The following is a 16,398-nucleotide window of genomic DNA, read 5'->3' as shown; positions in this document are numbered from 1 at the left end:
AAGGCGCGGCAATCGCAACAATCACAACAATCGCCTCAGACGGCGATCCGTGTCTCGAACTTGCTGCGGTGAATGGAGAAATAGCTACGCACATTGCGCACATTCTTGTGCGTAGCAAACAGACGATGTGCCAGCGCGTGATAAGCAGGCATGTCAGCCACCTGCACCATCAACACGAAATCCGGTCCCGGTGAGACGCGATAGCACTGCAACACCGCCGCCTCGCCTGCCACCAGCTCCTCAAACTCCACCTGACGCTCGTCACCCTGCTGATCCAGCGTGATCTCAACAATGGCGGTCAACGCCGGACCGAGCTTCTCAGGCGCCAGCAAGGCGACTTGGCGCGCAATGACGCCCGCATCTACCAAACGCTTGACCCGGCGCAGGCAAGTCGGCGCTGAGGCATGTACCCGCTCCGCCAATTGATGATTGGTTTGCGAGGCATCGTCCTGCAAGGCATTCAAGATGCGCTTGTCCAGATCGTCTATCTCCATTTTATCCATTTAAGTCAATTATTTGAAATATTGTTTCAATCATTACATAGCATGGAATAATAATCCAAATAGCAATCAATTTAGAAATCTTATTTCATATTGTCTGCCCTAAGATGAGCCCACTTACTCAATTATGAAAGGCAGCATATGTGCGGAATCGTCGGCGCCGTGGCGCAAAAGGATGTCACTCCAATTTTGCTGGAAGGATTGAAGCGCCTCGAATACCGCGGCTATGATTCCTGCGGCGTGGCCGTACACATGGACGGCAAACTGCAACGTTCGCGTAGCACCTCCCGCGTTGCCGAATTGCAAAAGCAAGTCGCCGAAACCCACCTCGCTGGTTTTACCGGTATCGCCCACACCCGCTGGGCGACACATGGCGCACCTGCCACCCACAACGCGCATCCGCATTTTTCGCGCGATCGCATTGCACTGGTTCACAACGGCATCATCGAAAACTACGAAGAACTGCGCACAGAACTGCAAAGCGCAGGTTACGTCTTTGAAAGCCAAACCGACACCGAAGTCATCGCCCATCTGGTCGATCACATGTATACGGGCGACCTGTTCGACACCGTGCAACAAGCTGTGCGTCGCCTGACCGGCGCTTACGCCATCGCCGTCTTCTGCGTCGACGAACCGCACCGCGTCGTCGCTGCTCGTCACGGTTCACCGCTGATCCTCGGCGTTGGCGAAGGACAAAACTTCGTCGCCTCCGACGCCATGGCATTGGCCGGCACCACCGACCAGATCGTCTACCTCGAAGAAGGCGACGTCGTCGACCTGCAACTGCAACGCTACTGGATTGTGGACGTCAACGGCAAGCCAGCCGAACGCGAAGTTAAAACCGTACACGCCTTCACCAGCGCGGTAGAACTCGGCCCCTATCAGCACTTCATGCAGAAAGAAATCTTCGAACAACCGCGCGCCATCGCCGACACGCTGGAAGGCGTCGACGGCATCATGCCGGAATTGTTCGGCGACGGCGCGCACAAGGTTTTCAAGCACATCGATTCGGTGCTCATCCTCGCCTGCGGCACCAGCTATTACTCCGGTCTCACCGCCAAATATTGGATCGAATCGATTGCAAAGATTCCGGTCAATGTAGAAATCGCCAGCGAATATCGCTACCGCGACAGCGTCCCCAATCCGAAATCACTTGTAGTCACGATCTCGCAAAGCGGCGAAACCGCCGACACGCTCGCTGCGCTCAAACATGCGCGCGCGCAAGGCATGACCAACACGCTCACGATCTGCAACGTCGCCACCAGCGCCATGGTGCGCGAATCGCAACTGGCCTACATCACGCGCGCCGGGGTTGAAGTCGGGGTCGCCTCCACCAAAGCATTCACCACACAGCTGGCCGCGTTGTTTCTGCTGACATTGGCGCTGGCACAAACCCGAGGCCTGCTCAGCGACGAGCAAGAAGCTGCGCATCTGAAAGCAATGCGCCATCTTCCAGCGGCATTGCAAAGCGTGCTCGCATTGGAACCCGGCATCGCAGCCTGGGCTGAGGCGTTTGCACGCAAAGAAAACGCCCTCTTCCTCGGACGCGGCCTGCATTACCCGATCGCACTCGAAGGCGCGTTGAAGCTGAAAGAGATCACCTACATCCATGCCGAAGCCTACGCCGCCGGCGAACTCAAGCACGGCCCGCTGGCGCTCGTCACAGAAGAAATGCCCGTCGTCACCATCGCACCGAACGATGCATTGATCGAGAAACTGAAATCCAACATGCAAGAAGTTCGGGCGCGTGGCGGCCAGTTATATGTATTCGCCGATGCCGGCTCCAGCATCGTCTCAAGCGAAGGCCTGCACGTCATCCGTTTGCCGGAACACTACGGTTTGCTGTCGCCGATTCTGCATGTGGTGCCGCTGCAATTGCTGGCGTATCACACGGCGTTGGCACGTGGTACCGACGTAGATAAGCCTCGGAACCTTGCAAAATCGGTCACAGTTGAATGATTCGCGAATTGGAGTTCATGGCAGCAATTTGAAATGGGTAAATTCCCGATTGCGAATGGCTGGCAAAGATAGCACCTTTAAATTTTCTCGCCAGCACTGAGAGTGTCGGTACCGTAGGATTCGGGCTAGGCAAGGTGCTGACCGCCGTGATCGCCTAGCTTGATATGGCCTCTCAGCGATTGTCGCAGGTGACGGAATATAGGCATTTAAGGGATAATGGCGCTTCCGTATACGCCAACTTTTAATTCAATATGCGCGACATTATTAATGGTTTTCTTCGCTTCCAACAGGATGTCTTTCCTAAACGCAAGGAGCTGTTCAAAACGCTCGCGACTGGCCAAACGCCAAAAGCATTATTCATTTCTTGCTCTGATAGCAGAATGGTGCCGGAACTTGTCACACAGCGAGAACCAGGTGAGCTGTTCGTGATTCGCAATGCCGGCAACATCGTCCCGTCGTTTGGCCCCGAACCGGGCGGTGTCAGTGCAACCGTTGAATACGCAGTCGCGCAGCTGAAAGTAACGGACATCGTCATCTGCGGCCACTCAGATTGCGGCGCGATGAAAGCAGTCGCCACGTGCGCATGTTTGGACCACATGCCGGCGGTCAAACACTGGCTGCATTATGCCGATGCCGCTCGGATGATTAATGAATCAAAGAACCATGCGAATGAGAATGACCGCATTAACGGGATGGTTCGCGAGAACGTCATTGCACAGCTGAATAATATCCGAACACATCCATCGGTAGCCTTGGCTCTCGCTCAAGGTCGATTGACGCTTCACGGATGGGTCTATGATATTGAAAGTGGCTCAATAGATGCGTTGGACTTCGCCACGAACAGCTTTATTTCGTTGGCGGAACATCCCTCAAGCAAACTTTAATACCCGTAAGTCGGCAGTACCGGATTGCCCCGCATATCGCTATCCCGAAGTATGCGGGGCAATTACCGCCGTCCTTTTTTACCCGAACAACGCCACCGCATCCGCGCCAGCCGCAATACGCATCGGAGAGGATGGATCCGTTGCCGCACGCCATACTGCTTCCACCACGTCCTTCGCTTCAGTAACGGGAGCAGGTTTGCCCCATTCGGCAAAAATATTCTGCGCCAGTTCTGCATACGCTTCAGGAATGGTGCCTTGCATACGCGATTGTGCATTCTCACCAAAACGCGTTGTCGGTGCGCGTCCCGGCAATACCAGATTCACACGCACGTTGAATTGTTCCAGCTCCAGCGCAAGCGACTCGGTGAAGGCGTTGACCGCCGCTTTGCTTGCGGTGTACACCGATAGCAAGGGAAACGATTTCAGTGTGACGGATGACGTGACATTGATGATGACACCCGCCTTGCGTTGTCTGAACTGCGGCAACACTGCCTGAATCAGCGCCATGGGGCCGAAAGTGTTTGTCTCAAAAATCTCGCGCACAGCAGCGATCGAAATACCTTCCAGCGCACCTAACATGCCGATTCCCGCATTATTGACCACGACATCGATTGGCCCTGCGGCTTCCACGGCCTGACGGATACTTTCCGGATCTGTGACGTCGAGCGCAAGGATGCGCAATCGATCGGAACGCGGCAGGATATCTTCACGCGGCGACCGCATCGTTGCAATGACATGCCAGTCGTGAGCGAGGAAATAGTTGGCGATGTCGAGTCCGAAGCCGGACGAACATCCGGTGATGAATACGGTTTTCATTGATTTGCATCCTGTGTTTGGTTGAGAACACATTGACTTTAGCGCGCCAGAACTGGACTTGCTACAATCAAGAGTCCGCTTTCCATTCGCAGGAGTCCAGATGGTCGATCCGCTCGCCGAAGTTGTCATGCTCCTGCAGCCGCAACCTGCGTTTTCAAAAGTTGTCAGTGGCGCAGGTCCCTGGCGTGTACGCCGGGTACGCGATCCGCGACCTTTCTACTGTGTCGTGACGGAAGGTTCATGCCGGCTGGATGTCGACGGGCAAGATCCGATCATCCTGCAGGAAGGCGATTTTGCCTTGATCCCTGCCGCACACGATTACATGACGTCGAGTTTGGCGCCCACCACTGCCAGGCATCTGGTGACTGCACCGACTAAATTGCCGAACGGCGAGTTCCGGGTCGGTGTTCACGATGCTCCACATGATGTGCGATTGCTGATAGGCCACTGCGCATTTGGTTCGCCGGACGCAGCATTGCTGGTCTCGCTCCTTCCGCAACTGGTACACATTCGCGGCGAAAAACGGCTAGCCACCATCGTGCAGTTGGTAGGAGAAGAATCACGGGAAAAACGTCCGGCACGGGAGGTCATCCTTACGCGGCTTCTGGAAGTTCTCCTGATTGAAGCGTTCCGCGCCACCTCAGGAACAGATGCGACACCCGGACTCTTGCGCGGGCTTGCCGATGAGCGCCTGGCGGTGGCAATAAGGCGCATGCATGAGAGTCCGACCTTGCGTTGGACCGTTGCTCAACTGGCGAAGGAAGCGGCCCTTTCTCGCTCAACTTTTTTCCAACGATTCAGCCACGCAGTCGGTACATCGCCGATGGGGTATCTGCTGGCCTGGCGCATGGCGTTGGCGAAAAATCTCTTCCGTAGTACAAGCAATGGCGTTGCCGAAGTGGCTGAACTTGTCGGCTATAGCTCTGCGAGCGCATTCAGCGTCGCATTCAATCGCCATGTGGGCTTGTCACCGACGCATTATGCACGCGAGGCACGCGAGCACATGGAGCATGCTGAACATGCGGAAGCACTTGGTGCATAGCATTTTCTTCGCGTCTGAAGATATCGTGTCCCGCAATCGACCAGCACAGACGTAGTCAGCTTCTCCATTGGCTTCATAATCGGCTTAACATCAGCGTCATGGAGGAAGATGATTACGCCGACGCAGTTCTCGTATCACTCCACTGTGATCGAGGTCGCCATCGCCATTTTCCAGCATGTCCGTGAACAACTGATCGGACTTGTTGAGCATCGGCAAATCCAGACCTACACTCGCGGCGAAGCGAATCGCCGTGCTTGTATCCTTCACCTGATAGCGCGCCGGGCCACCGGGTGTAAAGTCGCCGCTAATCATGCGCAATGCATGTTGTCGCAGTATCGTCGAGTCGGCAAAGCCGCCAAGGAGCGCTTCCCTCACCTTCGCCGGATCTGCACCACCACGCTCAGCCAATAACAGCGCCTCTGCCACGCTGGCGATATTGTTGGCTACCATCATCTGGTTGACGAGCTTGGCAAGTTCTCCGGATCCTGCCGGACCGACATGCGTGGGGCGACCCATTTTTTTGAGCAACGGTAACGCTTGCTCATAGGCTTGTGCCGTGCCGCCCGCCATGATCGCCAGGCTGGCTTCGATCGCGCCTTTTTCACCGCCGGATACAGGAGCATCAACGTAGGCAATGCCACATGCGGTAGCCTGCTCCGCCTGATGGCGCGCAGTCTCGACTGGAATTGAACTCATGACGACAAGCAGGCTTCCTGCGCACATGCCTGCAATCAATCCATGTTCACCCAGTAGCAGTTCATCGCAACTGGGACCGGAACTCAACATGCATATCAACACATCGGCATTGCGGACAACATCACTGGCCTCTGCGACTATCGTGGCGCCGAATGCAGAGAGGCGTTGTGCTTTCTCCGGAGTGCGATTCCAGGCCTGCACGCGATAGCCGGCCTGCGCCAGATGGCGCGCCATGGGAAAGCCCATGATGCCGGTACCGATGAAACCGACTGTTTCAATGCTGCGTGTTGCTGTCATGTCTTTTCTCCGCTGCCGAGGCTACCGAACCGCACCGGCAGCTCACGCTCGATGCATGCAGGAAAACCCGCCCTGAAGCGCGCCAGATGCGGTGTTTCCAGATGCCGATCGAATGCAGCGCGGTCGTCATAGACTTCGTAAAAAAGCACATGCGTCGAGTCAGCAAAGCACACGACGTCGAATTGGCGGCAACCAGATTCGTCTGCCACGGAATGATTCGCATCGTCATGCGCCAGCACGAGGAAATCCGCCATGCGGGCGGACTTGACCTCGAACTCTGCAATGACGACAAATGCTGTTGCTGACTTCATTTCTGCATTTGCCATGCGCAGTTCCTAGCGCAACAAGATGCTGCCACCCGGATTGGCGCGGGCATGCCGTTCCATTTCCTGACGCAGTTTCACCACGTCCAGATCGCTCGACAATTCAACATCCTCAAAGCGGACGACAGTGTCTTTCTTGACCGGACGCTTGAGCTTGACGTTGTGCGCCAATCCGATCGGCAGCGCTCCCAGTGCAAGGCTCTTCGACGCAGGAATGGCATTGGCCCACACAGCATAGCCGCCCTCACCGTCCAGCATTTCGCCGGCTTGCAGATCACGCTTGGCGGTGGCGACTGCATCACCTCGGAACTCCTTCGAGCATCCGGTAGATTCACCGCGCAATACGGCCGACAAGACACTGATACTGGTTTCCAGGCCAATCATATGGAACGGGCGCCACATCGATCCATACCAGCCGGATTTATCGACCAGCAGGCCATATTGTTTGAAGCAGGCGCGTGCATATTCAGTCGGCGCTTTGAAGGTGACGAACACGCCATAGCGGATGTTGTTGAAGACTTCGCGACCATCCGGCTCCTGACTGGCGGCGATATCAACCAGCCCGCTGCGCGCGAGCCGGCCGCCATCCGCTGCGGGACGAAACACGCTGGCCAAATCCTGCAAGCCGGTTGGCGGAAACGCGAGGCCGTCGTCAGGACAATCGAGACCGGTGCCGTTGGCGACCGCCGCCATTTCAATCGCGGCCTTGGTACCGTCAGTGAAGGAGTTATACATCTTGGGATTGAAATCGCCCTTGGCGACTTCTTCTTCAGTCCAGCCGAAGAATCCCCAGACCGTATCCGGCGTCGAATACCGATAACGCGGTTCGTAGTTCATGCCCTTGCCGGCCGAGACCAGTTCGAAACCACAAGAACGCGCCCAGTCGACCAGTTCGCAAATGATTGCGGGCTGGTCACCATAGGCCATGCTATAGACCAGTCCCTTGGCTTTGGCGCGTGCCGCCAGCAAAGGACCGCACATGGCGTCGGCTTCCACGTTGACCATCACCACATGCTTGCCGCCATCGATAGCCGACAGGGCGTGGCGCACGCCTGCAATCGGGTGGCCGGTTGCTTCGATGATGCACTCGATCTCCTGGCAATCAGCCAATGCAGCGGCACTATCCAGCACGCAGGTGGTGCCGTTCTTGACTGCATCGCCGAGCGTCTTGGCCTGATATCTGTCTTTTTCCCAGCCCACTCGCTCCAGTGCGGCATGGGCTTTTTCCACATTCAGATCGGCGACACCGACGATATGCATGCCTTCGATAAGCCGGGCCTGCGCCAACACCATAGAGCCGAATTTACCGGCGCCGACCAGACCGACGCGCACTGGGCGACCGGCCGCCGCGCGTTCGCGCAGCAAGCTGTACAGATTCATTTTTTATCCTCGTCAATGACAGAAGGTATCGCCCTTGTCTCTCGCGTTCTGGGCTTTGGGTGCGATACCTGAAAGCGTGAAATTGCCGTTATGTCTTGCGCCGCCACAGATGAAGCAGCGCCATGGAACAGACTGACCGGCAGACTCTTACGCGTTGGGCGAACTGCTTCTTGTGCAGTTTGAAATTCGCCCAACTCGTGCAAAAAGTTTACTCAGCGCATCCTGTTAAAACAATTAACATTTACGAGAGAAATACTTAGTTTTTCTAAAAAGTAGAAAGGACGAGGGATGAAAATGGAAAAAGAGAATGGGAAAAGTGATTAGCCCTGAAACGGCAGACGCAGATATTGCGCTTGTTCCGCCTGCCATTGCGCGACCTCCACCCGTAGCCAATCGATGAAAACGCTGACTTTGTTTTTACGCAGATGGTCGACCGGACAGACAATCCATTGGGTGGTCTGGGAAATCTTGGGCGGATTGCGTACCGGACAGACCAGGCCACCGTCGCGCAGCTCACGCCACATCATCAGGCTGCTTTCCAACGCCAGGCCGATACCGTCGGCGGCAGCATCGACCGCCATGTGGCTGCGATCGAACAATACCCGGCGCATCTGATTCGGTGGAGTGATCTTGCTCATGGAAAACCAATACGGCCATTGCACCTGCGATTTGACCGACTGAATCAACCGGTGCTGAGCGACGTCGGCAACATCCATACTGTCTGCAGCCGCATAGCCGGGGCTGCAGACAGGGAAAAACCACTCCTCTGTCAGCCCTTCGGTGAACAAGCCTGGCCATTGGCCACGTCCGTGGCGGATTTCGACATCCACGGTCTCACGCGTGAAGTCAGTTACTTCATTGGTGCCGTTCAGGCGCACTTCCAGGTCAGGATTGGCGTCCAAAAATGAACGTAAGCGCGGCAGCAGCCATTTGCTCGACAAAGTCGGGGTGGCTCGCACCGTCAGCAGCGTCACAGGACGCAGGCCGCGTATGCTTTGCGTCGCCTCGGAAATGCGGTCGATCTCTTCCGCGATCATGGAAAAATAACGCTCACCGGCTTCCGTCAGGGCGACGCCACGGCCTACCTTGACCATCAGGGACGTGCCCAGATGCGTTTCCAACGCCTGGATCTGCTGGCTCACCGCCGAGGGAGTAACGTTGAGTTCTTCTGCCGCGCTCGAGATGCTGCCGGAACGGGCTACCGCATGAAAAACACTGATCGAACGAAGAGGAAGATACATGGCGTCAACTCTTTAAATTTTCTACACGATACTTAAAAATAAATTAATTGTACTTCACCAATAAACCTCTTACATTCAATCACGAACTCCCACAGGCAACCTCATAGAAGGCGACCAGGGAATTTGGAAGGCATTCGGCCAAGATGTCGATTGCCGCAGCCAGACAAGCTGCACTGTATCCGGTGAAACAAGGCGCCTCCACCTGGAAAACCGCCCTCAAACCGGATCCCGACCTATAAAAACTGGAGACAACAGCATGAAGCAAACCAAACCGCCACGCGGCGATTTTTCGTCGGATTCGTCATTGGATTCGTCATCAGATTCGCCGTCGAGCCTGCCTTCCGCCAAACGCCGCAGCTTGCTCACTGCAGCGGCGACGTTGCCGCTATTCACGGTCTGGTCGGGGCCTGCACGCGCCGCTGAATTCAACTACAAGCTGGCAACCGGCCAGTCGCTCGATCAACCGATCAATGCACGCCTCAAGCAGGCCACTGATCGTATTCGCGAAGCCAGTGCGGGTCGCCTCGACATTCGTTTCTTCCCCGCCAGTCAACTGGGCTCGGACACCGATCTGCTAACGCAAGTGCGCTCGGGTGGCGTCGAATTCCTGAATATCGCCGGTTCGGTCATTTCGACCGTCGTGCCGCTGGCTGCGATCACCAACGTTGGCTTCACGTATTCCGATTATCAGCAGGTATGGAGCAGCGTGGACGGCGATCTGGGCAAACTGATCCGCGCACAAATCGACAAGAGCGGCTTCGTCTCGGTGGCCAAGGCCGGCGACAACAGCTTCCGCCAGATTTCCTCTGCATCCAAGCCGATCAAGACCCCTGCCGATCTGCAGGGATATCGCATTCGCGTGCCGGTGTCGCCGATGTTCACGTCGCTGTTCAAATCGCTGGGCGCCAACCCGACCTCGATCAACTTCAACGAACTCTACACAGCGCTGCAAACCAAACTGGTGGATGGTCAGGAAAACGGTCTGGTCGCCATCGATTCCGGCAAACTGTATGAGGTGCAGAAATACATCACCCAAACCAACCACATCTGGGATCCGTTCTGGATGCTCGGCAATCGCCGCGCATTTGCAGCTCTGCCTGAAGATCTCAAAAAAATCGTACAACGCGAGTTTGATCGCGCCTACATGGAGCAACGCGGCGACGTTGAGCAACTCAACACGACGCTGAAGGATCAGCTCACCAAGAAAGGTATCGTCTTCGAGACCGCCAACCGCGACTCTTTCCGAAAAGCCTTGTCTGATGCAGGCTTCTACAAGGAATGGCGTGACAAGTTCGGCGCTGCGCCATGGGCTGCGCTGGAGGCCGTCGTAGGGAAAATGTCGTGAGCGCCGTGCATAGCGCCGCACCGCCCATGCCACTGAAAGGCCCGGCCGGCAACTTGCTCGGCAGCTTGCAGCACTGGCTGGAAAAATCGGTGGAAGTCCTCACCGCTACCGTACTGGTCGCCGAGGTGGCACTGCTGTTCATCGGCATCATCGCGCGCTCGGTACTGCACAGTTCGCTGATCTGGAGCGATGAATTGGCATCGATCCTGTTCCTGTGGCTGGCGATGCTGGGCAGTGCACTGGCGGTGCAACGCTCCTGCCATATGCGCCTTACTTTCTTTGTGTCGAAACTATCACCGCGTACTCAGGCCTGGGCGGAAACGCTAGCCGTAGGCGTCACCGCCGTGCTGCTCTTGATGATGCTGCACCCGAGCTTCGACTATGTGGAAGACCAGGGTTTCGTCGAGACACCGGCACTGGGATGGAGCGGCATGGTGCGGGCACTGGCCGTTCCAGTCGGATTCCTGATTGCCTTCGTGAGCTGCGCGCTGCGCCTGATGCACCACAACAAGCGTGACATCCTGACCGTAGCGGCGTTGTTGGCCGTGATCGCCGGCGCCTGTTATCTGGCGGCGCCGATGCTCACCGCAATGGGACAAAGCGCACTGCCGATTTTCTTTATCGGCTTGCTGGGCGCGGCTGTCATGGCCGGTGCGCCGATCGCGTTCGCCTTTGCGATAGCGACCTGTGCGTATTTGTTGACCACAACAACTACACCGGTGGTGATCGTCGTCGGCCGCATGGACGAAGGTATGAGCAGCCTGATTCTGCTTGCGGTGCCGATGTTCGTACTGCTGGGCCAGTTGGTGCATGCAACCGGGCTGGCGCGCGTGATGGTGGAGTTTCTCGCAGCCTTGGTCGGTCATGTGCGCGGCGGCATGTCGTACGTGCTGCTTGGCGCCATGCTGCTGGTGTCCGGCATCTCCGGCTCAAAAACTGCAGACATGGCGGCAGTGGCACCGGTGCTGTTTCCCGAAATGCGCAAGCGTGGCATGCAGGATAGTGAATTGATTTCACTACTGGCCGCATCCGGTGCGATGAGCGAGACCATCCCACCTTCGCTGGTCCTGATCGCAATCGCCTCCGTAACAGGAATATCAATTGCCGCGCTGTTCACTGCCGGCATCATGCCGGCCTTCGTGCTCGCCATTGTGCTGGCAGTAGTTGCCTGGTGGCGCGCGGGATCGGACCATGTAGCGACGAGCAAAGCCCCGCTCAAGCACGTGCTGAAAACCTTCGCTATCGCCGTTCCCGCATTGCTGTTGCCTTTCGTGATCCGTACTGCCGTGGTGGAAGGCGTGGCGACGGCAACGGAGGTATCGACTATCGGTATTGCCTATTCGCTCATCGTCGGCCTGATCATTTATCGCGGCAGTCTGAAGTGGCATATGGCGTTACCGATTCTGGTGCAGACGGCGGCGTTATCAGGCGCCATTCTCTTTATCGTCGGCGCCGCCAGCGCAATGGGATGGGCATTGACGCAATCCGGCTTTTCACACGACCTTGCAGCAATGATGACGGCGGTGCCGGGCGGCGCGACAGGATTCTTGCTGGTCTCCATCGTGGCCTTCATCGTGCTTGGCAGCGTGTTGGAAGGTATCCCTGCCATCGTGTTATTCGGCCCCCTGTTATTTCCTGTGGCGCGCCAGCTCGGCATCCACGAAATACACTACGCCATGGTCGTTATTCTCGCGATGGGACTGGGCGTATTTGCACCGCCCTTCGGCCTTTGCTATTACGCAGCCTGCATCATCGGCGAAGTGAAACCGGAAGTGGCGCTCAAACGTATCTGGCTCTATCTGGGAATGTTGTTACTAGGGTTGATTGCCATTACCTTCATTCCCTGGATATCAATCGGTTTTCTTTAACTTCCCGATGTTTCAAACAAAAGCCCCGAACCTGGCCTGACGATAGGCAGACTTCACGATTTAACCTGATACGTGGGCTATCAATAGAAAAAGGCTCTCCGATCGGAGAGCCTTTGCATACTGCTGCCGGGCTTGAATCGAATACCTGGCGCGCAATTCCAGACGAGAACGCCGCCCCTGCCTGCTGGTACATCGCTTCGCTATCATTCCGACTATTCTTTGCCATCAGGGGAAGGTCAAGTCCAAACCGAGCTTGCGGGCAAGGACGAAGGTAACGATCCCCAGGCCCAGGAGCGATAGCATGAAGACTGCGGCTACCTTGCCGCCCGCGCGTAGCACTGCGCGTGTTTCCTTCTCCGTGTTTTTCTCCTTTTTCCCTTGATCGTAATGCCACTTGATGGCGAAGAACATGCCTATACCGAGCACGAGGGCCTTGAATGTAACGAAGACTATAGGGATCCATTCCATCATTTTGTGTATTTCCAAGCTGTTACTTAACGCTGTCTATCGTGAGGAGCACCACCTCAAAAAAAGCTGCTTCAGCAGCTTCATTTTTTGTTCAAACCTTCCGCTCAGACATCCTGCTTGCATCTTTCATTGCGTCTACTGATGAAATTGCAATGGTATCCAGCGGCGTGACTTGCCGGAATGCAGATGAGAGAGGGCAAAACGTCGGCGACTGCCATGCGAGGATGGTGTTGCTGCACATCCTGACGCATACTACTTGAAAGCAATTTCCATACATTGAGACAAAATGTCCCAGTCGAAAAACATACAAGATGAAAATTTGCCGATCTGGTTGCCGCGATTGGCCGTGCATGGCGGGCCGCGGTTTTTGCAGATTGCGGATGCCTTGCAGGCGGCGATGGTAGAAGGATCGCTGAAACCGGGTGACCGTCTGCCTCCGCAGCGTCAGTTGGCAGCACAGCTGGACGTCGACCTGACGACGGTCACGCGCGCATACGACGAAGCCAGACGCCGCAACTTGTTGGAGGGCCGCGGTGCCCGAGGCACTTATATCGCGGCACCGAAAGTCGAATTGACCTCGATTCTCGACCTGAGCATGAACACCCCTCCACCTCCGGATGGCGTGGACTTCGACGACATGTTGAAACAAGGCTTGTCTCAAGTACTGATGGGGGCAGATAGCGAATTGCTGATGACTTACCACCTGGCCGGGGGAAGCGACTCCGATCGCAAGGCTGGGGCCAAATGGCTGGCACCGATGTTTGGACATCTGGATTCTCAACAGCTTGTTGTCTGTCCGGGTGCACAAGCGGCGATCGCTGGATTGATCCTTGCGCTGACGGCGCCTGGCGATGTCATCCTGGCAGAACCAATGAGCTATCCCGGCTTATGTGCCGCGGCGAACCAATTCGGCCGACGCATCATTGCGGTGGAAGCAGACAAGCACGGAATGCTGCCTGCGATGCTTGAGGAAGCGTGCCGCCGACACAAGCCCGGGCTGGTCTACCTTAATCCGACATTGCAGAATCCGACCGCCGTCACCATTCCGCAACGCAGACGCAAGGAGCTCGCCGGCATCGCGAAGCGCTGCAATGTGCGCATCGTCGAGGACGATCCCTACTGGCTTCTTGCCGATAACCCGCCACCACCTGTTGCCACGTTTGCCCCGGAACAGGTGGTCTACATCTCAACCCTGTCGAAATGCCTGACGCCCGGCTTGCGTGTCGCGTTCGTGCTAATACGCGATCCGCACGAACGCGAACGCTTCCTGTCAGCGCTACGATCATTCGCGCTGATGGTCGCTCCTCTGACGACCGCACTGGCCACTCAGTGGATCCTCGACGATTCGGCTGACAGATTGATGGAAGGCGTACGCAACGAGGCGCGCGTACGCCACCGGATGGCCCGGGATATTCTGGCGGGACGGTACAGCGGTGCAGGCGACGGCCTGCATGTATGGCTCGAGTTGCCGGCGTACTGGAACTCTTCACAGCTTGCGCGTGCAGCCGACAGCGTAGGCATCGCCGTCACGCCGGCGGAGGCATTTGCAACCGGCAGCGGATCCGTGAATGCTATCCGGATCTCGCTGGGCAGCATCAAGGACCGTGGGCGCTTACAGGCAGGACTTCAACGGCTGTCTCAGCTGCTTGCGCGCAGGCCCGACTCAAGCGTATCAACGACGAACTCGCGATAGCTGCGCACGCGGCGTCCCAATATTTTCTCCATGGTCTCTGCAGCGCCATTTTGGGGATGCATGCCGTGCTGCTGAATGCGGGCCATCATCAGCCGCATGTCATAGGCCAGCCAGTCAGGCCCATGGGCCTTCAATTGCTGTTCGAAACCGTCGAGGCCATCGCCGCCATAGGCAATCGGTCGTTGCAGCGCTTCACTCCAGATGCTCGCGGCCATCGCGCCAGTCAACGCCTCCGGCCCCGCCAGTTCGAGCGTATGCCCGGGCAAGGCGTGGGCCGTGTGATGCCGTCGGAGCAGCTCGGCCGCAGCGATATCGGCAATGTCGCGCACATCTACCATCCGTACGCCTGCAGTGCCGATCGGCATCGGGTAGACGCCGTATCCCTCGATGACGGACCGGACCTGCTCGTCGTTTTGCATGAAGTAAGCCGGGCGCAGGATGGTTGCGGGGATGTCGAGGCTTTCGATCATCCGCTCCACTGTGTGCTTGCCGGTGAAATGCGGCACATTGGTGTACACGTCCGCATGGATCACGGACAAGTAGACGATGCGCTCAATGCCGGCTTCCCTGGCGAGGTTCAAGGTCGTCAACGCCTGCGTGACTTCATCCGGAACGACCGCATTGAGCAGGAACAAAGTACGTACCGAAGACAGGCTTGCGCGCATGGATGCCGTGCTTGCCATGTCCCCGACGACCTCGGTAACGCCAGGTGGAAGAGCCACCTTTCCTGGTGTACGGACCAACGCTTTCACTTCTGTGCCGCTGGATGCCAGGCGCTGGATGATTTTGGAACCGATGGTGCCTGATGCACCGGTGACGAGAATACTCATGATGTGCTTTCTTTCGGAAAATGCCGATTAGAGGGAGAAGTCCACGACGGTCTTGCCGATTTGCGGACGGGTACGGTTACGGTCGATCGCAGCGGGCAAGTCATCAAAGCTCACAACGGCGTCAATCCGGGACTGCAAGCTTCCTCGCGCCACCTCATCGGCAATCAAGCGAAGCCTCTCGGCGTCGGGCTTGTTCATGAACCACAGCCCGCGGCGGCCAGCGGGCGTGCTTGCCTGGATGGCTGGCGATGCGGTGCTGACGATTGCACCGTTTTCGGCAAGCACCGCCCACGAGCGATCAAGGACATCTCCACCGACATAATCGAGCACCAGATCGATGTCTTTGATGGCCTCCTCAAATCGACCTTGCTGGTAATCGATGACATGGTCGGCGCCTAAACTATGGACATAATCGAAGTGGCTCTCCAAAGCGGTAGCGAATACCACGGCACCAGCCTGATGCGCAAACTGCACAGCGAAACCGCCCAGACCGCCCGCCGCACCTTGGACGAGGATGCGCTGCCCCGCATGGATCGGGCCTGCAAAATGAAGACTCTGCCAGGCGGCGACGGAAGCGACAGGCAAGGCCGCAGCTTCCACAAAACTCAACGCCTCCGGCACCAGGCTGAGATTTTCTTCGCTCACGGCCACCAGCTCGGCATAGGCGCCGAGGCTGCCAAGTGCCCCCATTACACGGTCACCCTCGCGCAAACGGCTGACGCCCGGCCCGACCGCTTCGACGATACCGGCGAGTTCGATTCCGAGGACTGCAGGCAACTGCAAAGGGAAAGCGTCCCTGACATAACCTTCCCGGACTTTCCAGTCCAGCCCGTTGACACCGGCAGCGCGGACACGGACTAGCACCTGACCGGCGCCCGCTAACGGGGCGTCCAATGTGGAAATACTGACGGCGTCAGGGCCGCCGTATTGAGCAAGCATTAATGCGCGAACGTTTTTCATTTCAAACTCCTTTTAGTTGGGTACGAGCCAAAGATAAGGGGTTTCATATTTAAAACAAAGACCATAAAATATAGACAGCCTGTATCAATATTGGGA

The 16,398-nt window shown here is 56.8% G+C and carries 15 protein-coding genes; 6 read left to right on the top strand and 9 right to left on the bottom strand.

Annotation, left to right across the window (positions count from 1 at the left end):
* Positions 1-35: 35 nt before the first annotated feature.
* Entirely contained in the window at positions 36-503 is a 468-nt protein-coding gene (locus tag PQR63_RS08605) for an Lrp/AsnC family transcriptional regulator (protein ID WP_408167380.1), read from the bottom strand.
* A gap of 138 nt (positions 504-641) precedes the next feature.
* Between PQR63_RS08605 and glmS the strand changes: the two genes are divergently transcribed.
* Together glmS and PQR63_RS08595 are read left to right on the top strand one after the other, a co-directional pair.
* On the top strand, positions 642-2,459 hold the full coding sequence (gene glmS, locus PQR63_RS08600) for a glutamine--fructose-6-phosphate transaminase (isomerizing) (RefSeq protein WP_408167378.1): 1,818 nt from the start codon (positions 642-644) through the stop codon (positions 2,457-2,459).
* 251 nt (positions 2,460-2,710) lie between these two features.
* Positions 2,711-3,343, top strand: a complete 633-nt coding sequence (locus PQR63_RS08595) for a carbonic anhydrase (RefSeq protein WP_408167376.1) — start codon at positions 2,711-2,713, stop codon at positions 3,341-3,343.
* Between the two features lie 78 nt (positions 3,344-3,421).
* Here the strand turns inward: PQR63_RS08595 and PQR63_RS08590 are convergent, their stop codons facing one another.
* Complete coding sequence (locus PQR63_RS08590; RefSeq protein WP_408167374.1) at positions 3,422-4,159, bottom strand: SDR family oxidoreductase; 738 nt, start codon at positions 4,157-4,159, stop codon at positions 3,422-3,424.
* 100 nt (positions 4,160-4,259) lie between these two features.
* On the opposite strand from PQR63_RS08590, the gene PQR63_RS08585 reads away from it, so the two are divergent.
* Positions 4,260-5,201 (top strand): AraC family transcriptional regulator, encoded by a 942-nt coding sequence (locus tag PQR63_RS08585; protein WP_408167373.1) that lies wholly within the window; start codon positions 4,260-4,262, stop codon positions 5,199-5,201.
* A gap of 96 nt (positions 5,202-5,297) precedes the next feature.
* Here PQR63_RS08585 and PQR63_RS08580 read toward each other — a convergent pair whose 3' ends face one another.
* The 4 genes from PQR63_RS08580 to PQR63_RS08565 all read right to left on the bottom strand — a co-directional run bounded on the left by PQR63_RS08580 (position 5,298) and on the right by PQR63_RS08565 (position 9,138).
* Complete coding sequence (locus PQR63_RS08580; protein WP_408167371.1) at positions 5,298-6,194, bottom strand: NAD(P)-dependent oxidoreductase; 897 nt, start codon at positions 6,192-6,194, stop codon at positions 5,298-5,300.
* Positions 6,191-6,520 carry a putative quinol monooxygenase gene (locus PQR63_RS08575; protein ID WP_408167368.1) on the bottom strand — a complete coding sequence of 110 codons (330 nt, stop codon included), beginning with the start codon at positions 6,518-6,520 and terminating at the stop codon, positions 6,191-6,193. Before PQR63_RS08575 ends, PQR63_RS08580 begins: the two co-directional genes overlap by 4 nt.
* 9 nt (positions 6,521-6,529) lie before the next feature.
* Entirely contained in the window at positions 6,530-7,897 is a 1,368-nt protein-coding gene (locus PQR63_RS08570) for an NAD(P)H-dependent oxidoreductase (protein ID WP_408167366.1), read from the bottom strand.
* 320 nt (positions 7,898-8,217) lie between these two features.
* Entirely contained in the window at positions 8,218-9,138 is a 921-nt protein-coding gene (locus tag PQR63_RS08565) for a LysR substrate-binding domain-containing protein (protein WP_408167364.1), read from the bottom strand.
* 256 nt (positions 9,139-9,394) lie between these two features.
* Here PQR63_RS08565 and PQR63_RS08560 point away from each other — a divergent pair, with 256 nt between their 5' ends.
* Positions 9,395-10,483, top strand: a complete 1,089-nt coding sequence (locus PQR63_RS08560) for a TRAP transporter substrate-binding protein (RefSeq protein ID WP_408167362.1) — start codon at positions 9,395-9,397, stop codon at positions 10,481-10,483.
* A 26-nt stretch (positions 10,484-10,509) separates the two neighbouring features.
* The gene (locus PQR63_RS08555; RefSeq protein ID WP_408167438.1) at positions 10,510-12,351 is read left to right on the top strand and encodes a TRAP transporter large permease; all 1,842 of its coding nucleotides are present in this window, start codon (positions 10,510-10,512) and stop codon (positions 12,349-12,351) included.
* A 225-nt stretch (positions 12,352-12,576) separates the two neighbouring features.
* Here the strand turns inward: PQR63_RS08555 and PQR63_RS08550 are convergent, their stop codons facing one another.
* On the bottom strand, positions 12,577-12,822 hold the full coding sequence (locus PQR63_RS08550) for a hypothetical protein (protein ID WP_408167361.1): 246 nt from the start codon (positions 12,820-12,822) through the stop codon (positions 12,577-12,579).
* Positions 12,823-13,105: 283 nt separating this feature from the next.
* Between PQR63_RS08550 and PQR63_RS08545 the strand changes: the two genes are divergently transcribed.
* The gene (locus PQR63_RS08545; protein ID WP_408167359.1) at positions 13,106-14,512 is read left to right on the top strand and encodes an aminotransferase-like domain-containing protein; all 1,407 of its coding nucleotides are present in this window, start codon (positions 13,106-13,108) and stop codon (positions 14,510-14,512) included.
* Here the strand turns inward: PQR63_RS08545 and PQR63_RS08540 are convergent.
* Together PQR63_RS08540 and PQR63_RS08535 are read right to left on the bottom strand one after the other, a co-directional pair.
* Positions 14,458-15,342, bottom strand: a complete 885-nt coding sequence (locus PQR63_RS08540; protein WP_408167357.1) for an SDR family oxidoreductase — start codon at positions 15,340-15,342, stop codon at positions 14,458-14,460. The genes PQR63_RS08545 and PQR63_RS08540 overlap by 55 nt on opposite strands.
* A gap of 27 nt (positions 15,343-15,369) precedes the next feature.
* Complete coding sequence (locus PQR63_RS08535) at positions 15,370-16,302, bottom strand: NADP-dependent oxidoreductase (protein WP_408167355.1); 933 nt, start codon at positions 16,300-16,302, stop codon at positions 15,370-15,372.
* Between the last annotated feature and the right edge of the window lie 96 nt (positions 16,303-16,398).

This window comes from Herbaspirillum rhizosphaerae (assembly GCF_046025915.1).
Lineage (GTDB): Bacteria > Pseudomonadota > Gammaproteobacteria > Burkholderiales > Burkholderiaceae_D > Herbaspirillum > Herbaspirillum rhizosphaerae_A.
Note: the sequence above shows the minus strand (reverse complement) of the source record. Positions and strands in the feature narration are given on the sequence as shown.